The organism is Weissella muntiaci (assembly GCF_008107635.1).
In the GTDB taxonomy this organism is placed as follows: Bacteria; Bacillota; Bacilli; order Lactobacillales; family Lactobacillaceae; genus Weissella; species Weissella muntiaci.
This window is the reverse complement of the sequence record NZ_SDGZ01000014.1, coordinates 1-18,520: the sequence shown is the minus strand read 5'-3', so window position 1 is coordinate 18,520 and position 18,520 is coordinate 1. Positions and strand designations below refer to the sequence as shown.

The following is an 18,520-nucleotide window of genomic DNA, read 5'->3' as shown; positions in this document are numbered from 1 at the left end:
GAAATTAAGAAAACTTTGCTAGGTTTAGGATTAGAGTTGTATAATGATAATAATTTTAATTAAACGGAGGTCGTGAAAATGACACAATGGCGTTTGGAAGCATTAAAGTATGAAGATACTTTGCTGACTGATTTAAAGGAAATGTTGGCAATCAAGTCCGTTCGTGATGATGCCGCAGCAACAACCGATGCGCCTTTGGGTCCTGGACCAAAAGAAGCATTATTGAAATTCGAAGAATTTGCTAAGCGGGATGGTTTCCGCACTGGTAACTATAAGAATCTAGTTGCGTATGCAGAGATGGGACCTGAAGATGCAGAGGAATCATTGGCAATTATTGGTCACTTGGACGTTATGCCGGCAGGTGATCTAAGTAAGTGGGAGACTGAGCCCTTTACTCCAACGATTAAGAATGGTCGTTTGTATGCTCGCGGAGCATCTGATGATAAGGGACCTTCATTTGCAGGTTACTATGCCATGAAGATGATCAAGGACCTAAACATTCCTTTGAAGCGGAAGTTGATTTTCGTAATGGGAATTGATGAGGAGTCCGATTGGACTGGGATGGATGATTTCTTCGCAGAGATGGGTGAGCCAACAATGGGCTTCTCACCGGATGCTGAATTCCCAATCATTAATGGTGAAAAAGGAAATGTTTCAACGGTCGTACGTTTTGCTGGAACCAATGGTGGCACATATAAGTTGGTTGACTTTGAAGCCGGTGAGCGACCAAACATGGTGCCAGGAGTTGCAACTGCAACTGTTGAGACTGAGGCAACTGCAGATATGTTGACATCATTTAATGCCTATCTTGCAGAAGAGGATCGCATTAGTGGATCGGCAACTGTTGCCGGTAAGACGATTAGCTTTACTGTTAATGGTAAGCAGGTTCACGGAGCAATGCCAGAGACTGGCGAGAATGCCGGAACCTATCTAGCAAACTTCTTGATGAATTTTGATTTTGGTGCAAATGCTAAGGGGTACTTGGTATTCCTTGGTGATAAGGCCCATGATGATACTAAGTCAGTCAAGATTGGTGCTGTAAAGCATGATGATTTGATGGGTGATCTATCAATGAACGTTGGTATTCAACGTTTTGACGCTGATCAAGACGGCTTCATTAATTTGAACTTCCGTTACCCACAAAATACGACAGCTGATGCAATTGAAGAATTCGTGCGCAAGGCTTTGCCTGCAGAATTCGATGCAAAGGTTGCTCAAGAGGGTCATGGTATGGGACCACACTACGTTCCAGGAAATGATCCACTTGTTGAAACTTTGTTGCAAACATATCGTGATCACACTGGATTGCCAGCTGCTGAGCAAGTTATCGGTGGCGGAACATTTGGTCGCCTTTTGAAGCGTGGGGTTGCCTTTGGTGCCATGTTTGAGGGTGTTCCTGATACAATGCACCAAGTTAACGAATTCTATCCAGTTGCTGATTTGACTCGTTCAATGGCGATCTTTGCTGATGCGATGGAACGTTTGGCAAATTACTAAGATATTTAGCTGAATTTAATCAAGAAAAAGTAAGACCAACGTCTGTTGGTCTTTTTTTGATTAATTTTAAATGAATCGACAATAATTCCGGTCTGTGAAAGCGCTGACAAATAAGTATTTAAAGAATCATTAATTTGTTCGATAACTTCTATAACCTCCAGAAAGAATATAGTAAATTTGTATGAATTATTATAATTATTGAGATTAAAATGGGCGAATATGAACTTTTTGTGAATTAATAAAGTATTTACAGAGGTGAAACGGCGAAGATCTGTAGAAATAGCTGATTTTATTGAGATATACCTTATAATATATATGTAAATCGTTACGGTCATTGGAGCAGGAGAGTTATGGTTAATCTAAATAAAAGTGGCTTGCTATTGCTGAGCGTAGCTGTAGGAATTTTTAGCTTTTCTACAGGACACGCCGATAGTAATGTGAGTAGTAATCCACAAAGTATGATTAGTAGTGTGGTAACTGCTAATGGTGGTGCAAGCGTTAATTCGGGAACTGTAAATGGTAATCAAGATGGTCAATCCAACATAGTGGTTGATCCAGGTAAAGGTAGTCAGGGTACTAGTGAAGGTCAGCCAAGTCATCCAGTGGATGAAAGTACAACGGTGACAGATGAAGGCACGAATGCTGGCTCGAATTCAACATCGAATCCCAATTTGGCGAATAACAATACTGGGCAAACTAGTCAATCAAATTCGGATTTGAACAGTACGACGACAGTCAGTGTTGCCAATGATCAAGCAACCACTGGTAGTCAATCGGCGATCATGGATAGTACGCAAAACACAACAACGTTGACGGTTGCTCAGCCAGTTGCAACGTCCACAAGTGGAACAATCGCAAATCGTGATACAACACAATCTTTGTTGCAAACACCGACAAGCGCGAACACGGTGCAAGATAATGTGACAACTATCGCTAGTAAACATACGGCAACGAAGAAAACTTATGTTAAGGCACATAACTTAGCAGATATGCTACCAAATTCTGATATTTATCGGATAGATTGGAACCCAATGATGATTGCCTTGGCCATTTTGGCTTTGGCGAGTTGGAGTGTGATGATGTTTGTAATATCATATCGGCAAAATAGGCTTGAGGCACAAATTTAAGAAAATATGGGAGTTAGGGTTTGTTTATGGCAACCTTAGCTCCCATTCTTTATAATGAAATAAATAGCGGAGGAAGCTTAAAATGAAAAGTAAAAATTTGATTGCAAGTGTTTTAATTGCAGCTAGTTTGACAACAGCTGTATCAACTGTGGTTACAATTAGTGGGTCGATGATTACGACCGCCTTTGCAGATTCTACTAGTACGGCAAGTAGCGACAGTAGTGCGGCTTCTTCAAGTGCTACGCAAATTCACAACCTATCAAAATCATATGTTGTCTATGGTGCCGGCGCTTCTCAGCAGAGTACTTTGAAGACAATTTTAGGTGTGACAGATAACTATGAACAATTGACAACGACAGGAGCTGACGCCCAACAATATTTGGGGTTAAGTGGTGTTGCGGATTCAGCGATGATTTCATCGGTGGCTGTTGCGCCGGCAGAACCTGGTAGTGGTATTTTAGTAAATATTAAAGATTTCAATGGTAAAAATAATATTAGCCAGGTGACATCACAGCAGTATTCGATGGCGGCAACGATGGCCGGGGTTAAGGATGTAATTATTACCGTTTCGGCAAATCAAGCAGTTTCTGGTGAGGCAGCCTTGGCTGGAGTTTATAAGGCCTTGGAAGCAGATGGTGCAACATTGGACTCAGCTAACACTGAGGCGGCAAATAATGTGATGAACGCAACTCAAGACGCGATTAACGCCAATTCAGGTGATAGTAGTTATGCTGGTAAATTGACCTCAGCAGTTACAAAGACCGCCGGCGAAGTTGCTCAAAAAAAGCAGGACGGTCAAACAATCACGATTAACATAATTGTTAATCAGTTAAATATTAATTTAAATAAGCAAGGGATCGCAGATGAAACTTCTTCAACACAAGTGCAAAACATTGCAACAGCTTTGAAGGACGTTGCGGATGCACCTATTTCGAATTCATCAGCCTTTGTGACGCAGGCGAAAGATTTGGCCGGACGATTGAGCAGTTCAGTGGGAAATGTAATGGCGCAAGCAAAGGACTTTGCCAACTCTGCCGATGTTAAGCAGGCGGCAAATTGGTTTATTACGAATATTTGGAACCCGGTAGTTAGTTGGTTCCAGAGTATCTTTGGCTAGACTGAAATATGCAGAGTGAACGGATTACGGATTTATTGGCTGAGGATAATATTGATTTATTAACTTTTGAAACGATTGATTCGACAAATGCGGCAGCGAAACGCTTAGTTGAAGCAGGTGCGATTAGACGCACAACTGCATTGATTGCTAATGAACAAACGGCTGGTTATGGGCGATATGGGCGTAATTTTTATTCGCCTAACGCTAAAGGGCTTTATCTGACGGTGGTTAAAGAAATCGACATTCAGACAGTTAATGCCGGTTTGATTACCACGGGAATTGCAACGATGATTGCAGAAGGATTATCAGAGCAACTCAAGATCGAAGTTGGAATTAAATGGGTTAATGACCTGTATTATCAACAGCGCAAGGTAGCAGGGATTTTAGTTGAACAACAGGCGGATTTTCTAATAATCGGAATTGGGATAAATCTATTGGCGGATCGTTACCCCGCTGAGTTAAGAAAAAAAGTTGGATCCCTTTTTCAAGCAGAGTCTTTTGACTTCGAGCAGTTGACAAGCGCCTTGATTTTGAAAACTATTAAATACTTTTCACTAGATCCAGTCGATGTATTAAAGCGATACCGCTCAAGATCATTAGTAATTGGCGCGCAAGTCGAACTATTGGTCGATCGTACGGTTTTGCGAGGTGTTGTGTTGGCAATCAACGACCAGGGTGGTTTAGTAGTTGATTTAGACCATCAAGTGCGGACATTCTATTCGGGCGAAATCACTAAATTATTTATGACAGATTGGGTGGTCTCATAATACAGCCGTTTCGTAGCAAAATTAGCTGAATGACACATCCTTAGCTGTGGTAGTATATTCAATATCAGGTTCTTTACCAAATTCAAAAAGAATTAGCGCTAATGTTGAGTTAACCAATTCGAAAAGAACTAAATTGATCGAAATATAAGGATACGACACAGTTACCCGGTAAGTTTGCTGAGTAATTGTTATGGGATGGTTTAATAATGAAACGGAAAGTTTTTGTTTTAACTGGTAATACTGGTACAGGGAAGACAACTGTTGCCAATTATCTACAAGATTTTTATGAGATGCCACGGGTAATTACACATACCACGCGGTTGCCACGTGACGGCGAAATGGATCAAGTGGATTACTACTTTGAAAGTACGGAAAGCTTTCAACATAATCATTACTTAGAGACCGTAACCTATGATGGACAGCAATATGGTTCGTCTTGGGAAGGGCTCGAGCGGGCATGGGAGAAAAACCCATTAATTACGATTGTCTTAGATACTGCAGGCGCGGTAACTTATGCAGATGCGTTAGGTAGTGAGGCGGTAATTATTTATCTAACGGTGAGTCAACCCAATGAATTGATGCATCGTTTGGAACGTCGCGGGGATAACGTCGATGAGATGAAACAACGACTAGCCTCGTCCGAATTTCAACGGGACAATGTTTTACCGGTTGAATTACAAGGTAAGGCGACGATCATTGTGAACGATGATTGGGAAGCAACTCGCGATCGGATTAATGAAATTGTGCAGGCAAAGATTGAAGTTGAAGAATAGGAGGGGATTATGGCATATCGAACACCACCAATTATTACACCAGTGGCATTGGTATCGATTATTTTAGCGTTAAGTGCAGCAAATGCAATTGTTAATGTTTCAACTGGAACAAGCAACGGTGGCTCAAAGAATCAGTCATCATCAATTAGTTCGGTAAGCACAAGTTCTATGCGTTCCTCTAGTCAAAGCTCGCAAAGTCAAGCAACGAGTACCTCTAGGAGTGATTCGGAGAATTCTACATCAGTGAGCTCCAGTTCATCAAGCACTGATGTGAATCGGTCTGGTAGTTCGAGTTCCAGTTCAGCTGACAATACTAGTGCTTCAGATAGCACTAGCTCGTCAGGTTCTAGTAGCGTTAATACACCGGCATCATCATCAAGTGCATCAGGGACTAACTAGAAAGGAGGATCGTAATGCTTACAATTCTGGATTTGCTGAATCATTATTTAGGTTTTTTCAATGTTAATACACGCTGGAAAGGAAAAGTTTATACTATCCTGGCTTTCTTTGGAAATTTCTATCTGCTGTATTTGGCGAGTAAGTTTCTGGGAAACACGGCCTATTTGCGAGCCAGTCTTCTACTACTCGCTTTTCTGGTTATTTTATATTTCTCGATTCTAAATGTAATTTATTATTTCACTAACAAGACTGTTAAATGGGATATCTCGCCAAAAATTGAGAAGTACATTGGAACGCAAGAAGTTAAGGAACAGCGGACCAATCGGGGTGCCTTCGTGCCAGCGAATGGTATCTACAATAAAAAAGATGTTTTGCCAGCAACAATTGTCTCGGATGACGATATGCAGGCGGAGATTGAACGAGTTGCAGAGCAGCTGGTTGCTAATGGGGTCGTTCAAACCGATTTTGGTGGACTGACAGAACAGGAACAATTAGCATACTTGAATACTGAAAGTGCAGTGTATGCCAATCATCCCGGAACGCCATTGCCATATTCGCGCTTGCAAGCTGAGCGTGGTGGTATGGCACTCTATGGTGGGATTAATGAGATGTTCGCCAAGCGTTTAGGCCGAGTGATGACAGTAGGCTTGATGCCAATTGCAGCAGCGTTGAAGGAAAATGATTTATTTATCGCAACGGCAGTTATCAAGGGTGGCCAAGCGCATGTGCGCGGTCGAGCTGGTCTGACAGAGGCGAAGTTGCCATATAGTTTGCATGTTGAATTAGCATATAAGGCTAAAGCAACCTCAAAATAATATTTTAAATAACAGCTGAAATAGATATTTGTTTCAGCTGTTTTATTTATGATAAATGCAATGCCAACCATGAGGTTAAGAGAGTTTTTTGGATTCATGCTATAATAGACCAGAATATAAATTATTGGAGAGTAGGTGGCTGCATGGAAGGTAAGAATTCCTTCTCCGCAATGTTTAGAAATAAACAATTAGCCGGTGTTGCAATTTTAGTGTCTTTGATGGCCGTTATCGGAACGATTGTGGCTTTTTCAGTGCATTGGATAATCGGTACCGTTTGGGTGCTATTAGTAGTTGTAGCGTTAATTGTTATTTTTAAAACTTTGCGTGGTATTGGTGAAGATACTGCTAGCTATATTCGTAGTTTAACAACGAGAATTAATCGTGCCGAGCAAGAAGCAGTTGTTCAAATGCCGATTGCGGTTATTTTGTACAACGAGCACGGCGTGATTGAATGGGTTAATCCTTTTATTCAGGGAATCCTCGGTGATGAAATTATTATTAATAAGGAACTTGGCGAAGTTAATACCAATTTGGCTGTACTAGTTAAGAATTGGTATGACGAAGAAAGCCAGGTTACACGGTTGAATTGGTTACATCGGGTTTTTGATGTCCAAGTCCAACCTGAGTTGGGTGTCATTTATTTGATGGATGCGACTAAGAGTGCCCAAGTTCAATCTAATTATGAAAGTCATCGTTTGTTCTTGGGACAAGTCTCAATTGATAACTTTGATGAAGTGACGGAGGGGATGGCTGATGCAGATTCTTCTTCATTACGGTCATATGTTACGCGAACACTTTCGGACTGGATGGAAGCACATAATATTTATGTACGACGTTTAACGTCGGTTCGATATCTGTTAATTGGCTATCGTGGTAGTTTGCGTTCGGCGGAAAGCGATAAATTTGATGTCTTAAACACCATTCGTGAGACTACTTCGGCGCAGAATACACCGTTATCATTGTCAGTTGGAATTGCTTACGATGAGACAGACATCGCCCAGTTAGCTAGCAACGCTCAAATTAATTTGGATTTGGCTTTGGGTCGTGGAGGCGATCAAGTGGTTGTTAGACCGGCTCAGGGGCAAGCACGCTTCTATGGTGGAAACACGAACCCAATGGTTAAGCGGACGCGTGTACGTGCCCGTATGATTTCGCAGGCCTTGGCAGAATTGGTTCGCCAAGCTGATCAAGTGTTCATCATGGGACACGTTAGACCTGACATGGATTCATTTGGGGCTGCACTTGGAATTCGCCGGTTGTCAATGATGATGGGCAAGCCAGCGTGGGTTGTCTATAAGGATAAAGGACAGGCACATACTGATATTAAAATGTTGCTAAATCAAATTGTCAGTGAGCAAGGTGATGATGTTGTTGCAACACCAGGCGAGGTCCGCAATCGGGCGACTGAGAAGTCTCTGCTAATCTTAGTGGACCATTCGAAGCCGTCGTTAAGTGAAGATCAAGCGCTTTATGAGCAGTTAAAAGATCGTTTGGTAATTATCGACCATCATCGTCGTGGTGAGGAATTCCCAGAGAGTTCATTGCTGACTTACATCGAGCCGTATGCATCGTCAACAGCAGAGTTGGTGACGGAGTTGTTTGAGTATCAACCAAGAAAGACAGAAGGCCTGACACGTTTAGAGGCTTCTGCAATGTTGGCAGGAATTCAAATTGACACAAAGTCCTTTACCTTGCGTGCTGGAACACGAACTTTTGATGCCGCATCATATTTGCGATCAGTTGGTGCCGACGGTGATTTGATCCAAGACTTCTTAAAAGAAACGGTTGAAGATTATCGTGATCGCTCACATTTGATTGAACGGGTTCAGTTGCATGGACCAGTTGCAATTGTGGTTGGTGAGGATGATACTGTTTATGATGGAGTTGTAACCGCGCAGACAGCGGATTCACTTTTGCAATTAATTGGCGTTGAAGCGGCATATGTAATTACGCGTCGCGATAACCATATGGTTGGAATTTCTGCACGTTCAACGGGCGCGCAAAATGTTCAATTGGTTATGGAAGCGATGGGTGGCGGTGGTCATCTAAGTAATGCTGCAACGCAGATTAATGATTTGACGACTGATGAAGTGTTTGGACAGTTGATTGATCATATCAAGCAAATTGAAGAACAGAGTGAAGAGAAAAATTAGTGGAGGTCGTAAGAGATGAAAGTTATTTTTTTGGAAGATGTTAAGGGCCGTGGTAAGAAGGGCGAAGTTAAAGAAGTTCCTGATGGCTATGCAAACAATTTTTTAATTAAGAATAAAAAGGCCGAACCTGCAACAAATGCTAATGTTTCAGCAATGCAAGGACAAAAGAAGGCTGCCGATCGTGAAGCAGCTGAAGAATTGGCCGCAGCGCAAGCACTGAAGGCAAAAATTGAAGAAGACAGTACAGTAATTGAACTTAAGGCTAAGGCTGGTACGGATGGGCGCTTATTTGGGGCGATTTCTTCAAAACAGGTCATTGAAGCAGCACAAAAGCAGTATGGTTTGAAGCTTGATAAGCGTAAGATGGATATGAAAGAGCCGATCCGCGCCTTAGGGTATCGGACGGTTACAATCAAATTGCACCGTCAAGTTGAAGCAAAATTGCGGATTCACACGGATGAGCAATAGAAATTCAAAATAAAAAGTCTTGTGTGTTGTGCACAGGACTTTTTTTGTTTAGAATAGCTCTCAGAGAACAAAAAAGATTAGGAGGGATGCTAAATGGCAGAGGAAACGCAAACAATGGGGCTTCAAGCGCCACAAGATAACGTTGCAGAGCAATCTGTTTTAGGTTCCGTCCTAATTTCGACCGATCCAACAGACACAATGGCAGTGATAAGTCCAATTATTCAGCCGAATGATTTTTTTAGAACCGCTCATCGAGTAATTTTCTCGGCGATGTTGGCATTAGATGACCAGCAACGACCAATTGATCAAGTTACGCTGGTTAACCAGTTGAATACAATGAATCAGTTGGAAAACGCTGGTGGCGAAGCTTATTTGATTGATTTAGCTTTGGCAGTTCCAATTGCAGGTAATGCTGAGCATTATGCGAACATTGTTAAAGATAAGGCGCAACGCCGTGCGATGATTGATTTATTGCAAGGCGCTACGCAGTCGGCATACAGTGAAGATGATGCAGTTGATGATGCACTGGCGAAGATCAGTCAAGGTCTGGATGGCATTACGACTAATCGTGCCGGTGGTGATTTTAAGCGAATCGCTGATGTTGTTAATCGTTCTTTTGAACAATTAGAGTTGAACGCGCGAACCGATGGAAGCATTACTGGTCTTGCGTCGGGTTATCCGGCTTTAGACAACATGACAACTGGTTTCGGTGGTGGCGAGATGATCATCGTGGCTGCACGACCAGCTGTTGGTAAAACCGCGTTTGTCTTGAATATTGCTAGAAATGTGGCGATTAATAATCCCGCTTTACCAGTGGTGATCTTCAGTTTGGAAATGGGTGACACTGATTTAGTAAATCGAATGTTAGCATCAACGGGTAACATTAACTCGCAACATATGCGAACAGGTGAATTGGACGACAATGAGTGGCAACAACTGACCATTGCGATGGGGTCATTAGCAAACACAAAGATCTTTATTGATGACACGCCGGGAATTAAAGTAACCGAGATTCGCTCAAAACTTCGCCGGTTGGAGAAGCAAGAGGGTCAGTTGGGGATGGTCATCATTGATTATTTGCAATTGATTGAAGGTTCAGGATCCGAAAGTCGCCAACAGGAAGTTTCGGCAATCTCCCGTGCAATCAAAAAGATGGCAATGGAGCTGAACGCACCAGTAATTGCGCTATCACAGCTATCGCGTGGTGTTGAACAACGTCAAGATAAACGACCGGTCATGTCTGATATTCGTGAATCTGGATCAATTGAGCAAGACGCGGATATTGTCGCGTTCTTGTATCGTGAAGATTATTATGAACGGGATAATAATGACACTGATAATCAAAACGATCCAAGGGAAAGTGAAGACGCTGATGTCGGCGAAATTGAAGTGATTTTGGAAAAGAATCGACGTGGAGCACGTGGCACGGCGCGCCTATTATTTGTTAAGTCTTATAATAAATTTTCTAGTATTGATTATCGACCTGATGCGACAGCTGGTTTTGGTTAAAAGAACGTACGCATAAGTTGATTGAAGTGGGTACTAAAGACCGGATGATCGGCTGCATGAGGCAGTGGTCATTCGGTCTTTAGTTGGGATAATAATTTTAAATATTTTGGAGGGTTGAGTATGCAAGCAAAGCGGGCTGGATTACCATTGAAGTGGTTACTATCAGTTTCATTTATAAATAGTTTTGGTTTTGACTTTTTGTGGCCTTTGGCGTCGGTTTATATCCATGAACAGCTAGGACAAGATATGGTTACCGTAGGTTGGGTACTCTTCCTGAATGCGATTTTGCAAATGTTAGGGGCCCTTTTGGCTGGACGTTTATTTGATAAATACCAACCGCGGACGTTGTTCCGAGGTGGAACAATCGCAATGATTTTCTTCTTAGCGCTGTTGGTATTTTGGCACGCGTGGCCAGCCTTTCCAATTTTACTTTCGGCAACCGGATTTTTGTTTGGCTGGTTGACGGCATTAATTAATTCCTACGGAACACGCGTGTATTCGCATGATGGTCGTTTTGTTTTCAATATGCTATATTTCATCGCAAATTTTGGAATGGCCTTTGGAACAGCGTTGGTTGGATTTATCTATGGTTTCGGAGTGCAATGGCTATTTATCGCAGCATTGGTGCTATATATAATTATGTTGACGGTCGCATGGCGCTTCTTAGGAATGGAGTTTCCAAAAGTTGAGCATACTGAGAATAAAGCTTACAAGCACTCTTCAATGATGCCGGTATGGAATCTGATTATTATCTACACATTAGTGATGGCACTGGTTGTATTGCACACGGCTTATGTTCAGTGGCAAGGAAACCTTTCTGTCTATATGTCGAGTGTGCTTAGTTTGCCACTATGGCAGTATTCATTACTTTGGACGATCAATGGGGTTCTGATTGGTGTATTCCAATTGATTATCAACGTACTTAATGTATCAGCTAATCGGAAAACGATGATTGCGCAGATTTTATTTGGTCTTGGACTATTTGGATTAGCTTTCTTGGTTTTGCCTTTTGCAAAAACATTTGCGGTCTTTGCAATTGCGATGGCAATTACAACTTTAGGTGAGACAATCGCCTTTCCAATGGTACCGGTGTTGGTCAACGAGATTACACCGATGGATTTAAAAGGCCGGTATCAAGGTGTGCTATCAGCCGCGCCTAGTTTGGGTCGTGCAATCGGACCAGTTGCAGGTGGTGCATTGATTGAGATGGCTGGCTATCAAGTTTTGTTTGATACAGCCGCCGTGATGTCATTCGTGGCACTAGCTGGTGTTTTGATAATGATGTTAATTGGTTTTAGAAAGACTGCAAAGTTTTAAGACTATAAAGCTAGACGGCTTAATATGCGTCTAGCTTTTTTTATTTTTCGCTTTGACGAGAGTTTGTGATTAGGTTCTTTTTATTTACTTAAGGAACCTTGGTATAATAACATTATGACTACGATGAAAGGACTGACCTTATGGAGGTATTAGAACGGGCCTACGCAAAATTAAATATTAGTCTTGATACGCCGTTTGTACATCCAAGCGGTGAGCAGGAATGGGATATGTTGATGGTTGCGATTGATCTGGCTGATACCCTGACAATTAAGACGACCAATGATCATGATGAAATCATCGTTGAATCAACTAGTGGGATCTTGCCGCTAAATGAGAAAAACTTGGCCTTTCAGGCGGCTGTTGTAATGCGAAATGAAGCCCACGTTGATGAAGGGGTTGAGATTCATATTGATAAGCGAATTCCAGTTGCTGCTGGTATGGGCGGTGGGTCCTCAGATGCGGCTGCCGTCTTACGGGGCTTGAATCGAATTTGGCATCTTGGTAAAACAGAGGCGGATTTAGCGCAAATTGGCTTACAAATTGATGCGGACGTACCGTTTTGTGTCTATTCGAGACCAGCGCGAGTGACTGGACGGGGCGAAGTTGTTGAACCGTTGACGGCAAAACTGCCACCATTATGGTTGGTAGTCTCAAAACCAGCGATTTCAGTTTCAACGCCTAAAATCTTGAAATTGATTGATTATGAAAATGTCGAACATGGCAACATGGATAAATTGATGGCTGAAGTAAATGCCAGCCGTTTTGATCAAGCTTTTAAGGCGATGTTTAACGTGTTGGAACCATTAACGGCGACTCGTTTTCCAGAGATTATCAAGTTGAAAGATAAAATGTTGCAGTTTGGAGCTGATGCGGCGCAAATGTCGGGGACTGGTCCGACTGTATTCGGAATTACAACCAAGTATTCTCGGGCCAAACGGATTCTGAATGGAATCAAAGGGTTTGTTTCTGAGACCTATATTGCACGGATAATAAATTAATAATGTAAATGTGAGGGACATAATGAATCCAGAAGAATTAAATAACGCAGTATTAATAGAAGCGTTAAATCAGTTTAGGGATGACCAAAATCAGGCAAATGAACAAGCGTTCGTTGCGGCGTTAAAAGAAGCGGTATTCCTGGCTCCGGTTAACTTTAGCCAACCACCAGTGATTAATGATGATGGTTCGATGGCTTTGAATGAAGGTACCGAGACACGCCTGATTGCTTTGCAAACCGAGGATGGTCATAGTGTCTTTCCGATCTTTACGGATATGGATGCTTTGGCAGAAGGTGAAATGCAATCTGATGAGGATGTTTATACTTGGCCAATGCACGTGGTCGATTATGCACCAATTATGGAATCAGCCGGTGAAGAGCTCGAAGGTTTGGCAATGAATCCTTTTTCTGATGGGATGCCAATTTCGCGTGAGAACCTACAATACTTGTTAAACGATCAAGTACATAGTCCGGTTCCTGGGGGGCAAACGGCCGCTCAAGGCTCAGAAGATGCAGAACTTGATATGCAAGATACTGATGATAAAACGTTACCAACTCCTTTGATGGCTGAACTTGTTGGAATTGCCGACGATAGTTATGGTGAAATCCAGACGATTCATTTATTGTGGCTAACCAATAATAAAACTAAGGTGGCTAATTACTTGCTAATCCTTGATGGTGAGCATCCTGAGAAAATTAAAGCCCTCTTCCCAGAATTTGCACGAGCATTTGGGAATTTTGCACCGGAAGGGCAAAGTGCGGTTGATATGATCTTGAAAAGCGAGCTAGGTGTTGACTTAACAAACTTTAGACCAAAATATACCCGTAATTTGTAAGCAATTGTTTATCAAAAATAAAAGGTAGGTTAATATGATGGAACTGAAGGACACGGATCTAACCATTATTGGAGCTGGTCCGGTGGGGCTATTTGCAGCCTTCTATGCCAGTCTGCGCGAATTAGACACGGTAATTATCGAATCACTAGCTAACGTTGGTGGACAGGTTGCCAATTTATATCCGCAAAAGACGATTCTGGATATTGCAGGTTTTGTAAATACAACGGGACTTGAAATTGTGACTGCGCTTAAAGCACAGATGGAACAATTCCCGCAAAATTTGTATCTCGAGACAACAGTTAGTGATGTGGTTCCAGACCAGGACGGGTTTATTGTTACGACGAACCGGGGGAGCTTTCATTCACGAGCAATTTTGATTGCAACAGGACGAGGAGCGTTTGATCCACGACGCTTACCCGCGGAAATTGAAAATGATCTTGAAGGGCAAGGTGTACACTACTTTATTAATGATCGGGATGTTTTCAAAAATCATCGAGTTTTGGTCGCCGGTGGTGGTGACTCGGCGGTTGATACGGCATTAATGTTGACGGAAATTGCAGATGAGGTGCATTTAACGCATCGCCGAGAGCAATTGCGGGCAATGGAGAGTGCTGTGACTGCGTTGCATCAATCTGAGGTGACGCTACAGACACCATTCAATATTGTTGGGATTGAGAAGCTCGCTGATGGTTCGCTGAATGTTGAGTTAAATCGTGCCCGCTCCGATGAACGAAAAATCATTAATGTTGATGACGTTGTCGTTTCATACGGTTTTACATCGGAAAATAAAATTGTTGATGGATGGCAGATTCAACCCGCGACAGAACGTTTGAAGTTCATGGTCGACTCAGAGCAGGCGACATCGATTCCAGGTGTGTTTGCGGTCGGAGATGTTGCTGGTTATCTAGGCAAGGCAGAATTAATTGCATCTGGATTTGGTGAGGTTCCCACGGCAGTTAATGCGGTGATTCGACGGTTATACCCAGAGCGACAAACAGCACCTGAACATTCGTCGGGCATCGTTATCGAGGATGGGCAGATAAAACGATAAAGCTCTTATGAAAGCGGATACATCGGCATTTAAGAGTTTTATAAAGCATAAAAGTGATACAATTAATTTGTAATATTTTAATTAAAGAAGAGGTATTTCCAATGGCAAAGTTGGTTTTGATTCGTCACGGACAATCTGAATGGAACGCATTGAATTTATTCAATGGTTGGGTTGACACAAAGTTGAGTGACCAAGGTATTGAGCAAGCACGTAAAGCTGGTGAGATGTTGGCTGCTGAAGAAATTCAATTTGACCAAGCATATACATCAGTATTAACACGAGCAATTACTACATTGCACTTGGCTCTTGAAGAGGCTGGACAATTATTTATTCCAGAAACAAAGTCATGGCGTTTGAACGAACGTCACTATGGCGCACTACAAGGTTTGAATAAGGCTGATGCAGCTGAGAAGTGGGGCGCTGATCAAGTTTTGCAATGGCGTCGTTCTTATGATGTTTTGCCACCATTGCTAACTGAGCAAGATGCAACGGTTGAAGTTTTGGGCAAGACCTATGCAGCTTTTGACCGTCGTTACGCTGATGTTCCTGCTGGTGAGCTACCATTTGGTGAAAACTTGAAGGTAACTTTGGAACGCGTATTGCCTTTCTGGGCTTCAAACATCGAGCGTGATTTGAAGGCTGGTAAGAATGTAATTATTGCAGCGCATGGTAACTCATTGCGTGCCTTAGTAAAGCACATCGAAGGTATCTCAGATGATGATATCTTGAAGGTGGAAATTGCTAATGGACAACCTTGGATCTACGATTTTGATGCAGATATGAAGGTTGCTGATAAGAAGATCATCGGTGAGTAATCGTTGATTATTAGATAAGCTAACAGTTATGTACTGTTAGCTTATTTTTTTTCTGTTACCCAAGGTCATGAGAAAACGTTATGCAATATGCGCCAAAGTGTTCGCATTAAATGTATAGCTGGTGCAATGATTGTTTTGTTAATCTTTAACAAATGTGACCGTCAGCAAGACCTTGTGTTTAGCCAATGAGAAGGCTGGTGCATGTAAATTGACACTAGCCTAAAAACATTATTAACTAAACTTTTGCATTTAAAATAGATATTTTGAGTATATTGAAGGTCTTTGAATGAAGTGATATGCTTACGGAAAATATTTATGGGGAATAGTTATGCGAGTAAAACAGGGGTTAATGGTTAGTACGGCAATTTTGTCGATGTTGTTAGCGACGGGGCAAGGTTTTGCTGATTCGGGTTGGGGTGACCCAAGTGGCAATGGTCCAGATACTAGCGAGAGGGTACCAAGTGACGTTGATCAAACTGTTGATTGGTCCGATTTGTCGGTGACACTTGATCGGGATGGCACCCTGCATATTCCAGGTGGGAAGGTTAGTAGCCCTGAGAGTATCAGTATGATTGATGCAGCGTATGGCTCTGTGAAGAAAATTATCATAGAAGGACCACTTGTAGTGCGCGGAAGTGCACATGAGATGTTTGCTGGGTTAAAAGATCTAACTGCAATTGAGGGACTTAATAACCTGGACACGGCTGGTGTCACTAGTATGAGCGAGATGTTTTACGGCGATGAGAAGCTGACTTCGTTGGATTTATCTAGTCTTAATACGACAAACGTTTTGAGCATGCGGAATATGTTTGCTTTAAACTATGCATTGGAAGATTTGAATATAGCGAATTTCGATACTAAAAATGTTGCTTCAATGCATGGAATGTTTGACTGTGATTATGTGTTAAAAGCAGTCGACGTTTCGAAATTTGATACGACAAATGTACTTGATATGGCAAACATGTTCTACGAGAATAATGCGCTAACGACCTTAGATGTATCTGGATTTAATACTGCTAAGGTCTTAGACATGAGTGCAATGTTTATAGGTGATGATAATCTAACGAGTTTGGACGTATCCGGTTTTGATACAGCTAAAGTAACAAATATGGAGAGTATGTTTTTAGGGTTGGGAAAGCTAAAAGAATTAGATGTATCCGGTTTTGATACTACTAATGTGACTGACATGCGCGATATGTTTAACATGTATGGAACTGAAGGACAGTTGACGTCACTTGATGTGTCCGGTTTTGATACAGCAAATGTGATGCATATGGGTGGTATGTTTGCTGGTAATCGACAAGTTAAAACAATCGACGTTTCGCATTTCGACACTAGCCAAGTTAAAGATATGTACATGATGTTTGGTGATGATCAATCACTAACGGATTTAGATTTGTCAAATTTCAATACGGCAAAGGTTGAAACAATGGATGACATGTTCTTACAGAATTATGCACTTGAAAAGGTTGATCTATCAACTTTTGATACTAGTAATGTTTTGAGCATGTATGATATGTTCTTGAATGCTAATCAACTGAAGCAAATTAAGCTGGGGACAAACTTCAAATCGCTGGAACATACGGCGTTATCAGAAATTAATCAGACTGGTTATAGTGGTAAGTGGCAGAAAGTGAATCAGGCTGGTCAGGGAGTTTCTAGCAAACTTTGGAGTTCCGCAGAGTTAGTTAATGATTATCAGGCGCCGCTTGGGGCTGGAACATATGTTTGGCAACCTACTGAAAAACTTGCGACAGTAACGGTAAAGTATCAAGATGAGCATGGTAAGCCAATTCACGATGATCAAGTTATACACGGCCAAACAGGCACGGTGTATACTGTCGCACCGGAAAAGATTGCTGGTTATGTTTTTGATAAGAGCAGTGGCTCTACTAAAGGAAGTTTTACAGATGAGGATCAACAGGTTGTTTTGACTTATAGGGCCGACCAGATAACGGAGCCGTCCAAAAACACTAACTATGAACAGCCGGCACTGACACAGGTTAATAGTAGTAGTACGCCAACTCTGAATGAGGCGCTTACGAAGGAAAGTGCTAGTGAGGCCAAGGCCGAAACAAATGATGTCCTTCCTATGACAGGGATGCTACACGCTGCTTGGCTTCAGTTTGTGGGAGTGACGATGTTATTGGGAGTGGCAGTGCGTTTTTGGTTTAAGAAATAGTGAATTTGCTTAAATCAGAGCAATAAAAAAGGACGAGTAAACATTCCTCGTCCTTTTTTTATAGCAAAATTTCAAATTCAAGGTTATTGTATTGGTCGCGTTCACGAATTTGTCGATAACCAAATTCTTGGCTCTCACGAACTAATAAATCGGTTGACCAAGTAATCTTTTTACTGAAATTGGCAAACATCTCTTCTTTTAGGTTATTGATCAAAGCGAGAATTGCAGTTGCTTCATCAGCCGTCATAGAAACGTATAGGCGTTCGTCATCACCGTATTTTTTTGAAATACGCTTTAACATTACATTCATGACCTGACGTGTATAAGCTGGATTGCGATTCAAACGAACCGAAAAGTTGATGTGATTGTAATGAAAGTCACGGCTATACTGAAGCAGCATTGCCAGGAACTCTTCAGCTGCGACTTTTTCTGTTTTTGAACTCATGATGGATCTTCTTTCCTACTTTGATAATGTTTATTTTATCGATCACTATTAATATCTTGTTTCAAGGATAGCATGATAACGGAGGTGTGTCATGAAGCGATATATTAAAGAATGTTAAAGGGGCTTGCAGGTTAGTCAAGAGTGGCGTAATATCGTTTAAGTTCTGATGAGCGCATATATATTAAACAACCTATAGAAGCATACTTACTTAAAAGAAAGTTGTTATAAGTTGTTGACAGTATGAATTAATTC

17 protein-coding genes are annotated in these 18,520 nt (G+C 41.8%); 16 read left to right on the top strand and 1 reads right to left on the bottom strand.

Going from position 1 to position 18,520, the window contains the following annotated elements; genetic code table 11:
- Positions 1–78: 78 nt before the first annotated feature.
- The 16 genes from pepV (at position 79) to ESZ50_RS05130 (ending at position 17,823) form a co-directional block, all read left to right on the top strand.
- Positions 79–1,497 (top strand): dipeptidase PepV, encoded by a 1,419-nt coding sequence (pepV, locus tag ESZ50_RS05205; RefSeq protein WP_148622537.1) that lies wholly within the window; start codon positions 79–81, stop codon positions 1,495–1,497.
- Between the two features lie 350 nt (positions 1,498–1,847).
- Positions 1,848–2,624, top strand: coding sequence for a hypothetical protein (locus ESZ50_RS05200; RefSeq protein ID WP_148622536.1), 777 nt, complete (start codon positions 1,848–1,850; stop codon positions 2,622–2,624).
- Between the two features lie 82 nt (positions 2,625–2,706).
- Complete coding sequence (locus ESZ50_RS05195) at positions 2,707–3,741, top strand: DUF1002 domain-containing protein (RefSeq protein ID WP_148622535.1); 1,035 nt, start codon at positions 2,707–2,709, stop codon at positions 3,739–3,741.
- Positions 3,742–3,749: 8 nt separating this feature from the next.
- Positions 3,750–4,508 carry a biotin--[acetyl-CoA-carboxylase] ligase gene (locus ESZ50_RS05190; protein ID WP_148622534.1) on the top strand — a complete coding sequence of 253 codons (759 nt, stop codon included), beginning with the start codon at positions 3,750–3,752 and terminating at the stop codon, positions 4,506–4,508.
- 206 nt (positions 4,509–4,714) lie between these two features.
- Positions 4,715–5,281 carry an AAA family ATPase gene (locus ESZ50_RS05185; protein WP_187387559.1) on the top strand — a complete coding sequence of 189 codons (567 nt, stop codon included), beginning with the start codon at positions 4,715–4,717 and terminating at the stop codon, positions 5,279–5,281.
- A gap of 9 nt (positions 5,282–5,290) precedes the next feature.
- Entirely contained in the window at positions 5,291–5,680 is a 390-nt protein-coding gene (locus ESZ50_RS05180) for a hypothetical protein (RefSeq protein WP_148622533.1), read from the top strand.
- Between the two features lie 14 nt (positions 5,681–5,694).
- Positions 5,695–6,495 carry a DUF6681 family protein gene (locus ESZ50_RS05175; protein ID WP_148622532.1) on the top strand — a complete coding sequence of 267 codons (801 nt, stop codon included), beginning with the start codon at positions 5,695–5,697 and terminating at the stop codon, positions 6,493–6,495.
- A 143-nt stretch (positions 6,496–6,638) separates the two neighbouring features.
- Positions 6,639–8,648 carry a DHH family phosphoesterase gene (locus tag ESZ50_RS05170; protein WP_148622531.1) on the top strand — a complete coding sequence of 670 codons (2,010 nt, stop codon included), beginning with the start codon at positions 6,639–6,641 and terminating at the stop codon, positions 8,646–8,648.
- 15 nt (positions 8,649–8,663) lie between these two features.
- A complete protein-coding gene (gene rplI / locus ESZ50_RS05165; protein ID WP_148622530.1) occupies positions 8,664–9,116 on the top strand; it encodes a 50S ribosomal protein L9 in 453 nt (150 codons plus the stop codon).
- A 93-nt stretch (positions 9,117–9,209) separates the two neighbouring features.
- Entirely contained in the window at positions 9,210–10,625 is a 1,416-nt protein-coding gene (gene dnaB, locus ESZ50_RS05160; protein WP_148622529.1) for a replicative DNA helicase, read from the top strand.
- Between the two features lie 120 nt (positions 10,626–10,745).
- Positions 10,746–11,942 carry an MDR family MFS transporter gene (locus tag ESZ50_RS05155; protein WP_148622528.1) on the top strand — a complete coding sequence of 399 codons (1,197 nt, stop codon included), beginning with the start codon at positions 10,746–10,748 and terminating at the stop codon, positions 11,940–11,942.
- Positions 11,943–12,082: 140 nt separating this feature from the next.
- A complete protein-coding gene (gene ispE, locus ESZ50_RS05150) occupies positions 12,083–12,940 on the top strand; it encodes a 4-(cytidine 5'-diphospho)-2-C-methyl-D-erythritol kinase (protein ID WP_148622527.1) in 858 nt (285 codons plus the stop codon).
- A gap of 22 nt (positions 12,941–12,962) precedes the next feature.
- On the top strand, positions 12,963–13,775 hold the full coding sequence (locus tag ESZ50_RS05145) for an SseB family protein (protein WP_246111516.1): 813 nt from the start codon (positions 12,963–12,965) through the stop codon (positions 13,773–13,775).
- A gap of 34 nt (positions 13,776–13,809) precedes the next feature.
- Complete coding sequence (locus ESZ50_RS05140) at positions 13,810–14,826, top strand: NAD(P)/FAD-dependent oxidoreductase (protein WP_148622526.1); 1,017 nt, start codon at positions 13,810–13,812, stop codon at positions 14,824–14,826.
- Between the two features lie 101 nt (positions 14,827–14,927).
- Positions 14,928–15,641 carry a 2,3-diphosphoglycerate-dependent phosphoglycerate mutase gene (gene gpmA, locus ESZ50_RS05135; RefSeq protein WP_148622525.1) on the top strand — a complete coding sequence of 238 codons (714 nt, stop codon included), beginning with the start codon at positions 14,928–14,930 and terminating at the stop codon, positions 15,639–15,641.
- Positions 15,642–15,969: 328 nt separating this feature from the next.
- Entirely contained in the window at positions 15,970–17,823 is a 1,854-nt protein-coding gene (locus ESZ50_RS05130) for a BspA family leucine-rich repeat surface protein (protein ID WP_148622524.1), read from the top strand.
- 58 nt (positions 17,824–17,881) lie between these two features.
- On the opposite strand, the gene ESZ50_RS05125 is transcribed toward ESZ50_RS05130, so the two are convergent.
- Positions 17,882–18,268 carry a hypothetical protein gene (locus ESZ50_RS05125; protein ID WP_148622523.1) on the bottom strand — a complete coding sequence of 129 codons (387 nt, stop codon included), beginning with the start codon at positions 18,266–18,268 and terminating at the stop codon, positions 17,882–17,884.
- Positions 18,269–18,520: the final 252 nt, after the last annotated feature.

Excerpts from the sequence above, each read along its gene's own strand:
- pepV (WP_148622537.1), top strand. The coding sequence starts at position 79 with ATGACACAATGGCGTTTGGAAGCATTAAAGTATGAAGATACTTTGCTG.
- ESZ50_RS05200 (WP_148622536.1), top strand. The coding sequence starts at position 1,848 with ATGGTTAATCTAAATAAAAGTGGCTTGCTATTGCTGAGCGTAGCTGTA.
- ESZ50_RS05195 (WP_148622535.1), top strand. The coding sequence starts at position 2,707 with ATGAAAAGTAAAAATTTGATTGCAAGTGTTTTAATTGCAGCTAGTTTG.
- ESZ50_RS05190 (WP_148622534.1), top strand. The coding sequence starts at position 3,750 with ATGCAGAGTGAACGGATTACGGATTTATTGGCTGAGGATAATATTGAT.
- ESZ50_RS05185 (WP_187387559.1), top strand. The coding sequence starts at position 4,715 with ATGAAACGGAAAGTTTTTGTTTTAACTGGTAATACTGGTACAGGGAAG.
- ESZ50_RS05180 (WP_148622533.1), top strand. The coding sequence starts at position 5,291 with ATGGCATATCGAACACCACCAATTATTACACCAGTGGCATTGGTATCG.
- ESZ50_RS05175 (WP_148622532.1), top strand. The coding sequence starts at position 5,695 with ATGCTTACAATTCTGGATTTGCTGAATCATTATTTAGGTTTTTTCAAT.
- ESZ50_RS05170 (WP_148622531.1), top strand. The coding sequence starts at position 6,639 with ATGGAAGGTAAGAATTCCTTCTCCGCAATGTTTAGAAATAAACAATTA.
- rplI (WP_148622530.1), top strand. The coding sequence starts at position 8,664 with ATGAAAGTTATTTTTTTGGAAGATGTTAAGGGCCGTGGTAAGAAGGGC.
- dnaB (WP_148622529.1), top strand. The coding sequence starts at position 9,210 with ATGGCAGAGGAAACGCAAACAATGGGGCTTCAAGCGCCACAAGATAAC.
- ESZ50_RS05155 (WP_148622528.1), top strand. The coding sequence starts at position 10,746 with ATGCAAGCAAAGCGGGCTGGATTACCATTGAAGTGGTTACTATCAGTT.
- ispE (WP_148622527.1), top strand. The coding sequence starts at position 12,083 with ATGGAGGTATTAGAACGGGCCTACGCAAAATTAAATATTAGTCTTGAT.
- ESZ50_RS05145 (WP_246111516.1), top strand. The coding sequence starts at position 12,963 with ATGAATCCAGAAGAATTAAATAACGCAGTATTAATAGAAGCGTTAAAT.
- ESZ50_RS05140 (WP_148622526.1), top strand. The coding sequence starts at position 13,810 with ATGATGGAACTGAAGGACACGGATCTAACCATTATTGGAGCTGGTCCG.
- gpmA (WP_148622525.1), top strand. The coding sequence starts at position 14,928 with ATGGCAAAGTTGGTTTTGATTCGTCACGGACAATCTGAATGGAACGCA.
- ESZ50_RS05130 (WP_148622524.1), top strand. The coding sequence starts at position 15,970 with ATGCGAGTAAAACAGGGGTTAATGGTTAGTACGGCAATTTTGTCGATG.
- ESZ50_RS05125 (WP_148622523.1), bottom strand. The coding sequence starts at position 18,268 with ATGAGTTCAAAAACAGAAAAAGTCGCAGCTGAAGAGTTCCTGGCAATG.